The sequence below is a fragment of the Manganibacter manganicus genome (assembly GCF_002075885.1).
Taxonomy (GTDB): domain Bacteria; phylum Pseudomonadota; class Alphaproteobacteria; order Rhizobiales; family Rhizobiaceae; genus Mesorhizobium; species Mesorhizobium manganicum.
The window spans coordinates 54,132-67,414 of record NZ_MDET01000017.1 but is presented as its reverse complement, the minus strand read 5'-3'; the positions used below and the strand labels follow the sequence as shown (position 1 = coordinate 67,414).

Genomic DNA, 13,283 nt, shown 5'->3' with positions numbered 1-13,283 from the left:
GGTACGCAAATTGGATTATCGTCGGGGCTAAAGCTGGCGCGCATGGCAGCTTTGCCACAGGATAGACCGCCGGCCCATAATGCTGGCGCCCGACAGTCGCGACAAGCGTCGTACCACCCACCCTGTTCCGATACCTCCCGACGTTCTCGTTCAGCCGGCAAATGAAATTCGCCTCGCTCGGATGGCATTAGCAGGTAGCATGCATGCACCCGCGTCAACAGTACTTTTTTGCACCTCCAGCATAATCTCAGGTAATGAATATGTTACATGCTCGAAAAGTCTGGCCGCGCGGCAACCGGTGGACCAGCGGTCACGCGCAATTGACATTCCACCGTTGTAATGACAGGCAATCGACAACGACAGGCGTGGCGGACGCCAATGATAACAGGATGATGCATGCGGCAGACGTGGCGATGGTTTGGCCCGGTGGACCGGGTCTCGGTGCGGGATGCGAGGCAGGCGGGAGCAGAGGGCCTTGTCAGTGCCCTCCACCACATTCCGACCGGCGAAGTCTGGACGGTCGAGGAAATCCGCAAGCGCCAGGACGAGGCGCTTGCCGGCGGCCTGACCTGGGAACTGGTGGAAAGCATTCCGATCTCCGAAGCGGTCAAGACCGGCGGCGCGGAGGCGTCCCGACACATCGCCAATTGGCGCAAGAGCCTGGAAAACCTCGCCGCCTGCGGCATCAAAACCATCTGCTATAACTTCATGCCGGTGCTCGACTGGACGCGCACCGAACTGCGGTGGGAAACGGAAAGCGGCGCGCGCGCCATGCGCTTCGATCTCGTCGACTTCGCCGCCTTCGACCTCTTCATCCTTAAGCGCACGGGTGCGGCATCGGACTATCCGCAACCCATTGTCGAGGCTGCGGAGCGCCGGGCCGCCGAACTCGACGACAAGGCGCGGGCCGCGCTCGCCGCCAATGTCAGCGCCGGCCTGCCCGGCTCGGCCGAGACCTACACGCTCGACGATCTTCGCCGCCATATCGCCGCCTATGCCGACAGCGACGCGTCGATCATGCGCCGCCGGCTGATCGATTTTCTCGGCGAAGTGGTTCCGACCGCCGAACAACTGGACATGCGGCTGTGCTGCCATCCGGACGATCCGCCGTGGCCATTGCTCGGCCTGCCGCGCGTCATGTCGACGGAGGCCGATTATCGCACCGTGCTGGAGGCTGTCGACAGCCCGGCCAGCGGCGTGACACTGTGCACCGGTTCACTCGGCGCACGCGCCGATAACGACTTGCCCGGCATGGCCGAAAGGCTCGGCCCGCGCATCCATTTCGTTCATCTGCGCAATGTGCGGCGTGAGGCCGACACCGTGCCCTGCACCTTCTTCGAGGACGAACATCTGGAGGGCGGAACCGACATGGTCGCGGTGGTCGCGGCCCTTCTGAACGAGGAAAAGCGGCGCAAATCGGAAGGCCGCGCCGACTGGCAGATCCCGATGCGGCCGGACCACGGACAGGACATACTGGACGACGTGAACCGCCACGCCCAGCCGGGCTATCCGGCCATTGGACGGCTCAAGGGCCTGGCCGAATTGCGTGGCGTCATGCGGGCATTGCAACACCCGCGCCACGGTCTTGAAGGCGGCTGATCGAAACGGCCGCTCTCGCTCCCAGCCTCATCCTCAAAAGTCCGCAACTTTCGGGATCAGGCTCGCTTCTTGCCGCATGATCTTATCCGAAAAGTCTGCAACTTTTCGGGATCAGGCTTTATTCCCCGTAAGGAACCCAGATATTCTTGACCTGCGTAGCGCGGCGCAGGAACTCGCGACCGGCGCCCTGTGCCGGATCGCGCCAGTCGATCGCCGTCTGATCGAGCGCCCATGTCGCCTTGAGATTGCCACTGGAAGCCTTTTCGACCGCAGCCGCGCCTTCGGGCGTGCCGCAATACCAGAGCGCCGACACATCGTGGTGCTCGGCGAGCACGCGGGCCAGAGCTTCGCGCTCGCCGGTGATGATGTTGAGGGCACCGCCAGGCACATCCGAGGTGTCGAGCACCTGATAGAAATCCGTGGCGACCAGCGGATGAACCTGCGAAGGCACCGCCACGCAGCGATTGCCCATGGCGATCAGCGGCGCGATCATCGAGACGAAGCCGAGCAGCGGCGAATCGTCGGGGCAGCATACGCCGACCGTGCCCCACGGCTCGTTCATCGCCAGCGTGACATGGCGCGCGCGCGTGGCATGCACCCGCCCGTCATATTTGTCGGCAAAAGCCGCGTAATAGCTCAGGCGCTGCACCGAAAGGTGTACTTCTTCAATGGCTTCCTCCTGCCCCGACCCGGTCAGATGCGCGATGCGCGCGGCGAATTCGGCGGCGCGCGCTTCCAGATTTTCGGCCAGGTAGAACAGAACCTGCGCACGATTGTGCCCGGCATTTCCGCCCCAGCCGGTCGCCTTGTTCGCCGCCTCGACGGCGTTGCGGATGTCCTTGCGGTTGCCGAGGCCGGCCTGCGAAACGAGGCTGCCGTCGGCGGTGCGCACCGCATAGCTGGCGCCGGCGTCGGGGCGAACCTGCTTGCCGCCGATATAGAGCTTGGCGGTGCGATCCAGCGCCGGAATCGTATTGTCCGCAGCCGATCCGGCGGTGCGAGCCGCCGGCGCTGCGCTAAAATCCGGCTTGGGAAACAATGGCTTGCGGGCCGGTTTCGCCGGCTTCCCGGCCAGATATTCGTGCAAGCCTTCGCGCCCGCCCTCGCGGCCGAATCCGCTTTCGCGATAGCCGCCGAAGCCCGCCGCCGCATCGAACATATTGGTGCAATTGACCCACACCACGCCGGCCTTCAAACCCGCCGCCAAGTCCATGGCAACATTGATGTTTTCCGACCAGACGGAGGCTGCCAGCCCATAGCGGCTATTGTTGGCAAGCATTGTTGCCTCGTCGGGCGTGCGGAAGGTCATAACCACCAGAACAGGCCCGAAAATCTCCTCCTGCGCCAGCTTCGAGGCCGGTGAAACGCCGGTGAACAATGTTGGCGGAAAGTACGATCCATTGTTGGGAAGCGGCGCGGACGATTGCCAACAATCGACGCCGTCCCCGCGCCCCTCATCGACCAGCGCATTGATGCGCTGCAACTGCACGTCGGCGACGATGGCGCCGATGTCGGTGGACTTGTCGAGCGGATCGCCGACGCGCAGCTTCTCGGCCCGCGCCTTCAGCTTTTCGACAAAGCGGGCGGCGACGCTCTCCTGCACCAGAAGGCGCGAGCCGGCGCAGCACACCTGCCCCTGATTGAACCAGATCGCATCGACCACGCCTTCCACCGCGCTGTCGAGGTCGGCGTCGTCGAAGACGATGAAGGGCGACTTGCCGCCGAGTTCGAGCGACAGCTTCTTGCCGCTGCCCGCGCTCGCCTCGCGGATCATGCGCCCAACCTCGGTCGAGCCGGTAAAGGCGATCTTGTCGACGTCCGGATGGCGTACGATCAGCGCGCCGGTCTCGCCATCTCCTGTCACGATATTGACGACACCGTCCGGCAGGCCGGCTTCCTGGCAAAGCCCGGCAAAGGCAAGGGCCGTCAGCGGCGTGAACTCCGCCGGTTTCAGCACCACCGTATTGCCGGCCGCCAATGCCGGCGCCACTTTCCATGCCAGCATCAGCAGCGGGAAATTCCACGGCACGATCTGCCCGCACACGCCGACCGGCCCCTTGCCGGGAAACTCGCTCTCCACCAGTTCGGCCCAGCCGGCATGATGGTAGAAATGGCGCACGACCAGCGGAATGTCGATGTCGCGGCTTTCGCGGATCGGCTTGCCATTGTCCATGGTTTCCAGCACGGAAAAGAAGCGTTCGCGCTTCTGCAACAGCCGCGCCAAGGCGTAGAGATAGCGCGCGCGGGCATGGCCGGGCAGGCCGGACCAAGCCGGAAAGGCGCGCCGCGCCGCCTGCACCGCCGCATCGACGTCAGCTTCCGTACCTTGCGCGCAATGCGCCAGAACTTCGCCGGTCGCCGGGTTCTCCACGGCAAAACTTTCGCCATCAGCGCCCGGCACAAAGGCCCCGCCGATGAAATGCCCGAAACTTTCGCGGGCATCGAGCCAGCGCAAAACTTCCGCATTGGCTTCGGGGGCGACACCGTATTCCATGGTCTGGACGATCTCTTTGACGCTCGGCATTGCAGGCTCCTCAGGCGACGGCGTGGCGCATCGCCGCCGAATAGCGGCCGGTGACGAAATGTTCGATCTGGCGCTCAATGTCGCCAAGCAGCGAAGACGCGCCGAAGCGGAAAAGATCCGGCTCCAGCCAGCGCCGTCCCAGTTCCTCCTTCATCATCGCCATCCACACCAGCGCATCCTTGGCCGAGGATATGCCGCCAGCCGGCTTGAAGCCGACCATGAAGCCGGTTTCCTCCTCATAGGCGCGAATGGCGCGCGTCATGACCAGCCCGACCGGCAGCGTGGCGTTGACCGGCTCCTTGCCGGTGGACGTCTTGATGAAATCGGCGCCCGCCATCATGCACACCATCGAAGCGCGCGCGACATTGCGCAGCGTCTTCAAGTCGCCGGTGGCCAGGATAGTCTTCATATGCGCATCTCCGCAGGCGTCGCGCATCTGGCGAACCTCGTCATAAAGAGCCGGCCAGTCCTGCGCAAAGATCAGCGCCCGGTTGACGACGATGTCGATCTCGGCCGCCCCCTCGCCAACGCAATAGCGGATTTCCTCAAGCCGAAGTTTCAGCGGCATCAGGCCGGCGGGAAAGCCGGTCGCCACCGAGGCCACCGGAATGCCGGTGCTCGCCAGCGCCTTGACGGCAGTGGCCACCATGGTGGGATAGACGCAGACCGCGCCCGTATGCACGGGTTCGCTCAAGCCGAGCGCGATGCACAGATCCTCACGCAAGGCGTTGCGCGCCTTGGCGCACAGCCGCCGCACACGCTCCGGCGTGTCGTCACCCGACAGCGTGGTGAGGTCGATCAGGCCTATCGCGCGCAGCAGCCACGCCGCCTGCCACTCCTTCTTGAGCGAACGGCGTGCCGGCAATGACGCGGCACGGCGCTCGATGGCGCTCAGATTGGCGCGCTGGTCCTCGACCAGAGCGAGCTTCAGCGCCGTGCCCGGATTGCGCGGCAATTGTTCGAACATCGTGACGGATGCGGCCATTCCACTCCCTCAAGCTCGTTATACCAGAGGTCCCGGATCTTCGTACACGAGGCCTATGGGGTCCGAAAGGCCGGAATCGGGGACAGTCGGCCTGAAGCTGCAATTCAGGTGCGGGCCTGGCTGTTTTCGGTGCCGACGAAATGGCCGGGCTGGTAGGCCACGCGAACGGTGGTGATCGGCCCGAGATTGTTCCAGGTGGTGCGGTGCAGGATCAAAAGCGCCTGTCCCGGACGGGTCTGCAACAGGCGCGCATCGCGGCGGTTGGCGTTCTCGGCGGAAAACGCCAGTTCGGCGCGCAGGTAAGGCGCATTGCGCACCAGCCATTCATTGGCGTTCAACTGGCGAAAGTCGGCATTTTCCAGCCCCGGCGTGGCGCGCGGATTGATCCAGCGGTCCTCCAGTTGAAAGGGCTGGCCATCGCCATAATGAATGGCGCGCATGTGAATCAGAACCTCGCCTTTCTGCAAGCCCAACCGCTCGGCAATGTCGGCCGGAACCGGGCTGGGTCGCTGCGCCACCACCCGATAGCTGTAGGCCTTGCCCGCCTGTTCCACCTGTTCGCGCACGATGGAGATGGTGAAAGTCGCCTTGCGGACAGGATCGACCGCCACCCGCGTGCCGGCGCGGCGCCGCCGGTCCAGCAATCCTTCATCGGCCAGAAGCTGCAACGCCTTGTTGACGGTCGCCCGCGCCGCGTCGAACTCGATCGCCAGATCGGCTTCGTCGGGGATACGGTCGCCCTGCCGCCACACACGCTCCACAATGCGGCGGCGCACCTCGTTGGCGATGTTCTGCGCCTTGGGCGAAGTCAGGCCGTTTGGCTTGTCGATCACATCCGCTCCCGCAGTTGCCCGATACAGGCCAGATAGGCGGCCGTGATCCGGTCATGGTCCTTGTGGCGGCCATCGCGCACGACGTGACGGCCCGCAGCCCACACATCGCGCACCAATCCCTCGCCGCCGGCAAAGACCAGGCTGTCCAGCCATTCGTCACCCTTGCGCCCGTAGAGCACCGGATTGTCAAGCGAAACCGCGCATAGATCGGCCCAAAGGCCGGTGGCGATGGCGCCGGTGTCGCGTCCCGCCGCCGTCGCGCCGCCGTCGAGGCCCGCTTCGTAGATCACCCTGCCGGTGGAGCGCCCCGGCTCGGCGAAAATGGCGCGGCCGGTGTCGCGCAGGCGCTGGCTGTATTCCAGCGTGCGCAGTTCCTCGATCAGCGAGATGCGGATATTGCTGTCGGAACCGAAGCCCAGCCGCCCGCCCGCCTCTTTCCAGATCGTGCCGTTGAAGATGCCGTCGCCAAGGCTCGATTCGGTGATCGGGCACAGCCCCGCCACCGCGCCGGTCGCGGCCAGCCGGCGCGTTTCATCCTCGCTCATATGGGTGAGATGGATCAGCGTCCAGCGGCGATCCGGCCTGTAATTGTCCAGCAGCCATTCGACGGGCCGGCGGCCCCGCGCCGCCTCGATCTCCTCGATTTCGGGGATCTGTTCGGCAAGATGCATGTGCAGCGGCCGGTCCGGGCGCAGGGCCTCGCACAAGGACAACCCCTCGGCGCTCACCGCGCGCAGGGAATGCGGCGCAACGCCGATCCCGGCATCGGCGGGCAGGTGGCGCAATGCCGCCTCGGCGGCATCGAGCAGGGTCGCGAACTGGTCCGGCGTAGTGCCGAATCGCCGCTGGCCCGGCCCGAGCGGGCGCCGGTCGACGCCGCCGAACTGGTAATGAACCGGCAGGAGCGTCAGGCCGATGCCGGTGCGGGCGGCAGCGGCCGCGATGCGTTCGGACATTTCCGCAATATTGTCGTAGAATGCGCCATCCGGCCGGTGGTGCAGATAGTGGAATTCGACATTGGTGGCGTAGCCGGCCTCCAGCATTTCCATCTGCACCAGAGCGGCGATGGCCTCGACGTCATCGGGCGTCAAATGGTCGAGGAAACGGTACATGATCTGCCGCCACGTCCAGAACGTATCGCGCGGCTCGGGCCCGCGCGCTTCCGACAGGCCCGCCATGGCGCGCTGGAAGGCGTGCGAATGCAGATTGGCCATGGCCGGAAGCAACAGGGCGACGCGCTGGCCTTCGGGTGCCGTGCCGGCCTCCACCCTGGCGATGCGGCCGTCCGCGCCCAGCTCGACGCTGACATTTTCCGCCCAGCCTTGCGGCAAAAGCGCGTGCTGCGCCCATAATGTCGTCATTCCGGTCTCCATCCCGCCGGCCCGGCGCCGGGCGTGTTTACTCACATAAGTTTATACATAGCACCAAAATAAGTTTAGACATAGAGTTGCAATTATGTTTAGACATCGAAATCACAGCCTATCGGGAGCGCGTGCCACATGCAGGTTCTCAGCAATGCCGCCATCGCGGTGATAGACGACGAAACGGCGGGCTACCGGCTCGTCGAGCGCGCCACGATTGTCCTCGACGGCGAGGCGATCGCCTGGGTCGGCGCCGATGCGGACCTGCCCGCGGCCTATGGCAAAGCCCCTGCCCGCGACCTGGAGGGCCGGCTGGTCACGCCCGGCCTGATCGACTGCCACACCCATATCGTCTATGGCGGCGACCGCGCCCGCGAATTCGAGATGCGGCTGGAAGGCGCCGGCTACGAGGAGATCGCCCGCGCCGGCGGCGGCATTCTTTCCAGTGTCCGCAACACCCGCGAGGCCAGCGAGGACGAGCTTCTGGCGCTGGCGTTGCCGCGCGTCGACACTTTGCTCGGCGAAGGCGTCACGACGCTGGAGATCAAGTCCGGCTACGGGCTCGATATCGCTTCCGAATTGAAGATGCTGCGCGTCGCGCGGCGCATCGGCCAGCTTCGCCCGGTGCATGTCGTCACCAGTTGGCTGGCCGCCCATGCGCTGCCGCCGGAATTCAAGGACGACCGCGCCGGCTATATCGACCGGGTCGTGCTGGCCGGCATGGATCAGGGCCATGCCGAGGGGCTGATCGACGCGGTGGACGGGTTCTGCGAGGGCATCGCCTTTTCGGTTACGGAAATGGCGCGCATCTTCGATCATGCAGGAAAACTCGGCCTGCCGGTCAAGCTGCATGCCGAGCAGCTTTCGGATCTGCACGGCGCGGCGATGGCCGCCGAACATGGCGCGCGCTCAGCCGATCATCTGGAATATCTCGGTGCCGACGGCATCGCCGCCATGGCAAAGGCGGGTACCGTCGCCGTGCTTCTGCCCGGCGCCTTCTATACGCTGCGCGAGACGCAGCATCCGCCGGTGCAGGCGCTGCGCGATGCCGGCGTGCCGATTGCGCTGGCGACCGATTCCAACCCCGGCACATCGCCGCTCACCTCGCTGCTGCTGACCATGAATATGGGCGCGACCTTGTTTCGCCTGACGCCGGCCGAGTGCCTGCGCGGCGTGACGCGCAATGCCGCCCGCGCGCTGGGCCTTGCCGACCGTGGCGTGATCGCGCCCGGCGCCCGCGCCGATCTGGCGGTCTGGGACATAAAGCACCCGGCCGAGCTTTCCTATCGCATCGGCTTCAATCCGCTGCATGCCCGCATCTTCGGAGGCCAATATGTCTGAACTCACCCTGACGCCCGGTCATGTCACGCTGGCGGACCTCGAGCGCGTCTGGCGCGAGGGGCTTGCCGTGCGGCTGGCCGACAGCGCGCGCGCCGGCATTGCCGATTCCGCCGCCCGCATCGATGCCGCCGCCAAGGGCGATGTGCCGGTCTATGGCGTCAATACCGGCTTCGGCAAACTCGCCTCCATCAAGATCAAGGCCGAGGACACCTCCACCCTCCAGCGCAACCTGATCCTGTCGCATTGCTGCGGCGTCGGCGAGAATGTCGAGGAAGAAACCGTGCGCCTCATCATGGCGCTGAAACTGCTGTCGCTGGGGCGCGGCGCTTCCGGCACCCGCCCCGAAGTGGTCGCCCTGATCGAAGACATGCTGGCCAGGGGCGTGCTGCCGGTCATCCCCTCGCAGGGCTCGGTCGGCGCTTCCGGCGATCTCGCCCCGCTGGCGCATATGGCGGCAGCCATGCTGGGCGAAGGCCGCGCCACATATCAGGGTCGCGAGATGCCGAGCGCCGAGGCGCTGGCCGCCGCCGGCCTCAAGCCGGTCGCGCTCGCCGCCAAGGAAGGACTGGCGCTGATCAACGGCACGCAGGTCTCCACCGCCTTCGCGCTGACCGGCCTGTTCGAGGCGTTCCGGGCGGCACGCAACGCGCTGGTGTCGTCGTCATTGTCGACCGACGCCATCATGGGTTCGACCGCGCCGTTCCTCGATGAAATCCACCAGTTGCGCGGCCATCGCGGACAGATCCTTGCCGCGCGCGCCATCCGCGACCTGATGGACGGTTCGGAAATCCGCGAAAGCCACCGCGTCGGCGACACCCGCGTGCAGGACCCCTATTGCATCCGCTGCCAGCCGCAGGTCACGGGCGCCTGCATCGACCTTCTGGCGCAGGCCGGCCGCACGCTGGAGATCGAGGCCAATGCCGCGACCGACAACCCGCTGGTGCTGGTCGAGAGCGGCCAGATCGTCTCGGGCGGCAATTTCCACGCCGAGCCGGTTGCCTTCGCCGCCGACCAGATCGCGCTGGCGATCGCCGAGATCGGCGCGATTTCGCAGCGCCGCATCGCGCTGATGGTCGACCCGACGCTCAGCCACGATCTGCCGCCTTTCCTGACGCCCGACCCCGGCCTCAACAGCGGCCTGATGATCGCCGAAGTCACCTCGGCGGCATTGATGAGCGAAAACAAGCACCTCGCCACGCCCTGCTCGACCGATTCCACTCCGACATCGGCCAACCAGGAAGACCATGTCTCGATGGCCGCCCATGGCGCGCGCCGTCTCAAGCGCATGAACGCCAACCTGACGCAGATCATCGGCATCGAAGTGCTGTGCGCCGCGGCCGGCATCGAATTCCGCGCGCCGCTGAAGACGTCCGCCCCGCTTCAGGCGGTGGTCGCGCGACTGCGCAAATCGGTCGCGCCGCTCGGACAGGACCGCTACATGGCGCCCGACCTCGCCGAAGTCGCGGCGCTCGTCCGTTCCGGCGCGCTGCTCGACGCCCTGCCGAACAATCTGCTCGCCGAGGTGCAGCCGTGACCCCGGTCGAAATTGTTCAAGGTGACAGCCCGGTCATTTTGGGCCTGCCGCATACCGGCACCAATCTGCCCGAGCCGATCCGGGCCAGGCTCAATGCGCGCGGCCGCACCCTCGCCGACACCGACTGGCATATCGAGCGCCTCTATGACGGGCTGCTGCCGGGCGCGACGACGGTGCGCGCGACGTTCCACCGCTACGTCATCGACGCCAATCGCGGGCCTGACGACGCCAGCCTCTATCCCGGCCAGAACACCACCGGCCTCGTACCGCTGACCGATTTCGACGGCGAGGCGATCTGGACCGAGGAGCCGGACGCCGCCGAGATCGCCGCGCGCAAGGCGGATTTCCATGCGCCCTATCATGAAGCTCTCGCCGCCGAGATCGAGCGCGTCAAGGCACGGCACGGCGTCGCGATCCTCTATGATTGCCACTCGATCCGCTCGCATATCCCGTTCCTGTTCGACGGCATCCTGCCCGATTTCAACATCGGCACCAATAATGGCGTGACCTGCGACAAGCGCATCGAGGCGGCCGCCTTCGACATCTGCGACGCTTCCGGCCGCACGCATGTGCTGAACGGCCGTTTCAAGGGCGGCTGGACGACGCGCCATTATGGCCAGCCGCAGAACGGCGTTCACGCCATCCAGATGGAACTGGCGCAATCCACGCATCTTTCGACCGAGGCCCCGCCCTTCGCCTATGACGAGGAAAAGGCCGCCGCGCTGCGTGTAACGCTTGGCGCGATCGTTCAACGCCTCGCCGCCCTTGCACCGGAACTGAAGCCATGAGCGGTCCGCTTTCCGGCATCAAGGTGCTCGACCTGTCGCGCGTTCTGGCAGGGCCGTATTGCACGGCGCTGCTGGCCGATCTCGGCGCCGAAATCATCAAGCTGGAGCCGCCTGCCGGCGACGATTATCGCCATATCGGCCCGTTCAAGGACGGCGAGAGCGCGCTGTTCGTGCTGAACAATCGCGGCAAGAAAAGCATTACTCTCGACCTGAAGAAGCCGGCTGATCTGGAACTGGCGCAGGCGCTCGCCGCCCGCGTCGATGTGGTGGTGGAAAATTTCCGTCCCGGCGTCGCCGCCCGGCTCGGGCTTGGCGCGGAGGCGCTGCGCAAGGCCAATTCGCGTCTGGTCTATTGCTCCATTTCCGGCTTCGGGCAGGACGGCCCGTTCAAGGATCTGCCGGCCTACGATCTGGTTGTGCAGGCCATGTCCGGCCTGATGGCGGCAACCGGCGAGGAAGGCGGCGCACCGCTGAAAGTCGGCGAGAGCATCGCCGATCTGGTTGCCGGCCTGTTTGCAAGCTGGTCGATCATGGCAGCACTGGTCCAGCGCAACGCCACCGGCCAGGGCGCGACACTCGACATCGCCATGTATGACGCGTTGTTCTCCATGCTGACGACCAGCCATGCCCAGCATTTCTACAGCGGCATGCTGCCCGGCCGCGTCGGCAACCGCCACCCGCTGTCCACGCCCTTCGGCTGCTTCAGGACCAGTGACGGGCAGGTGGTGATCGCGGTGCTGAATAGCGGGCAGTTCCAGCGCCTCGCGACATTGATCGGCCAACCGGAAATCGCCGGCGATCCGCGCTTTGCCTCCGACTCGAGCCGCACCGAGAATGAGCCGGCGCTCAAGGCGTTGATCGAGGCATGGTCCGGCGGCCTGACGACCGAGCAGGCCGTTGCCGCGCTGGCCGCGCAGGGCCTGCCGACCGCACCGATCTGGGATATCGCGCAGGCGGCCGATAACGAACATGCCGCCGCGCGCGGTCTGGTCGGGTCGCTCCAGCATCCGGTTTTGGGGCAGGCACCCGTCGTCGGCCAACCGGTGCGCTTCGACGGCGAAAAGCCATTGGCCGCAAGCGCCGCGCCATCCCTCGGCGGCGACATGGAGGCCGTGCTCAAGCAATTCGGGTTGGAGGCTGGCAATGACGCGGATTGACGACCCCTGGCACATGCTTTCCGACGAGGAGCGCATGTTCTGCGACGTGCTGGAGCGGCTTTGCGCCGACAGGATCGCGCCGCTGGCGGCTGAGACCGACGAGGCCTCGCGCTTCGTGCATCAGCAGCTTGCCACCCTTGGCGAAGCCGGCATGATGGGCGCCAACCTGCCGGAAGCCTATGGCGGCAGCGCCATCTCCGCCCCTGCCCTCTTGCGCGCGGTTTCCATCGTCGCCGGAGCCTGCGGCTCGACCGCCTCGGCGCTGACGGCGCATTATCTGGCGACCGATTCCATCCTGATCGGCGGCAGCGAAGCGCAGAAAGAGGAATGGCTGCCCAGGGCGGCCTCCGGCGAGGCGCTCGCCGCCTTCGCGCTGACCGAACCCACCGCCGGCTCCGACCCCGCCGACATGAAGACACGGGCGCGGCGCACCGAAAACGGCTGGCACCTCAAAGGCACCAAGTGCTTCATCTCCAACGGCGGCGTCGCGGATTTCATCGTCGTCTACGCGGTGACGGATCCTGAAAAGGCGCATCGCGGCATTTCCGCCTTCATCCTGCCGAAAGGCACGCCCGGCCTCGAGGCCGGCTCGCCGGAAAAGACCATGGGCCTCAAGGGCGGCCATGTCTTCACGCTCAACATCGATTGCGAACTGCCCGAAGGCGCGCTGCTGGGCGAGGAGGGCAAGGGCTTCCGCACCGCCATGCAGGTGCTCGACAATGGCCGCATCGAAGTCGCCGCCCAATGCCTCGGCCTTGCGGAAGCGGCAATGAACGCGGCAATCGCCTATGCGAAAGAGCGCGTCATCGGCGGCATGCCGCTCGCCGAGCGGCAAGGCATACGCTGGATGATCGCCGATATGGGCCTGGCCTTCCGCTCGGCGCTGCTTCTGTCGCTGGAAGCCGCGCGCCAGCGCGACCTTGCACATCAGCATGGCGGCCGCTTTTCGCTGGCCTCGTCGATGGCCAAGCTCGGCGCCTCGGAGGCAGCGGGCAAGATCGCCGACACCGCGCTGCAACTGCATGGCGGCTATGGCTACACGCGCGATTTCCCCATCGAGCGGATCAACCGCGACCTGCGCATCATGCGCATCTACGAGGGATCGAGCGAAATCCAGCGCATCATCATTTCCGGCAATATGCTGGCCTGACAGGAGGCGAA

The 13,283-nt window shown here is 65.8% G+C and carries 10 protein-coding genes; 6 read left to right on the top strand and 4 right to left on the bottom strand.

The features are described 5' to 3' along the window. The first annotated feature begins 396 nt into the window (after positions 1-396). Entirely contained in the window at positions 397-1,599 is a 1,203-nt protein-coding gene (uxuA, locus tag BFN67_RS12485) for a mannonate dehydratase (RefSeq protein ID WP_080919891.1), read from the top strand. Positions 1,600-1,717: 118 nt separating this feature from the next. Here the strand turns inward: uxuA and BFN67_RS12480 are convergent, their stop codons facing one another. The 4 genes from BFN67_RS12480 to BFN67_RS12465 form a co-directional block, all read right to left on the bottom strand. Beyond that, on the bottom strand, positions 1,718-4,123 hold the full coding sequence (locus tag BFN67_RS12480; RefSeq protein ID WP_080919890.1) for an aldehyde dehydrogenase family protein: 2,406 nt from the start codon (positions 4,121-4,123) through the stop codon (positions 1,718-1,720). Between the two features lie 10 nt (positions 4,124-4,133). Further along, positions 4,134-5,090 (bottom strand): deoxyribose-phosphate aldolase, encoded by a 957-nt coding sequence (deoC, locus tag BFN67_RS12475; protein ID WP_080919914.1) that lies wholly within the window; start codon positions 5,088-5,090, stop codon positions 4,134-4,136. 122 nt (positions 5,091-5,212) lie between these two features. Further along, positions 5,213-5,941, bottom strand: coding sequence for a histidine utilization transcriptional repressor HutC (locus BFN67_RS12470; RefSeq protein ID WP_080919889.1), 729 nt, complete (start codon positions 5,939-5,941; stop codon positions 5,213-5,215). After that, the gene (locus BFN67_RS12465) at positions 5,938-7,302 is read right to left on the bottom strand and encodes a formimidoylglutamate deiminase (protein WP_080919913.1); all 1,365 of its coding nucleotides are present in this window, start codon (positions 7,300-7,302) and stop codon (positions 5,938-5,940) included. The genes BFN67_RS12470 and BFN67_RS12465 overlap by 4 nt, the downstream gene beginning before the upstream one ends. A gap of 138 nt (positions 7,303-7,440) precedes the next feature. On the opposite strand from BFN67_RS12465, the gene hutI reads away from it, so the two are divergent. The 5 genes from hutI to BFN67_RS12440 are packed head-to-tail and all read left to right on the top strand — an operon-like array spanning position 7,441 to position 13,272. Beyond that, the gene (gene hutI / locus BFN67_RS12460) at positions 7,441-8,643 is read left to right on the top strand and encodes an imidazolonepropionase (protein WP_080919888.1); all 1,203 of its coding nucleotides are present in this window, start codon (positions 7,441-7,443) and stop codon (positions 8,641-8,643) included. Continuing rightward, complete coding sequence (gene hutH / locus BFN67_RS12455) at positions 8,636-10,177, top strand: histidine ammonia-lyase (protein ID WP_080919887.1); 1,542 nt, start codon at positions 8,636-8,638, stop codon at positions 10,175-10,177. The genes hutI and hutH overlap by 8 nt, the downstream gene beginning before the upstream one ends. Further along, on the top strand, positions 10,174-10,965 hold the full coding sequence (gene hutG, locus BFN67_RS12450; RefSeq protein WP_080919886.1) for an N-formylglutamate deformylase: 792 nt from the start codon (positions 10,174-10,176) through the stop codon (positions 10,963-10,965). Before hutH ends, hutG begins: the two co-directional genes overlap by 4 nt. After that, positions 10,962-12,122, top strand: coding sequence for a CaiB/BaiF CoA transferase family protein (locus tag BFN67_RS12445; protein ID WP_080919885.1), 1,161 nt, complete (start codon positions 10,962-10,964; stop codon positions 12,120-12,122). Before hutG ends, BFN67_RS12445 begins: the two co-directional genes overlap by 4 nt. After that, entirely contained in the window at positions 12,109-13,272 is a 1,164-nt protein-coding gene (locus BFN67_RS12440; RefSeq protein ID WP_192856824.1) for an acyl-CoA dehydrogenase family protein, read from the top strand. The genes BFN67_RS12445 and BFN67_RS12440 overlap by 14 nt, the downstream gene beginning before the upstream one ends. Positions 13,273-13,283: the final 11 nt, after the last annotated feature.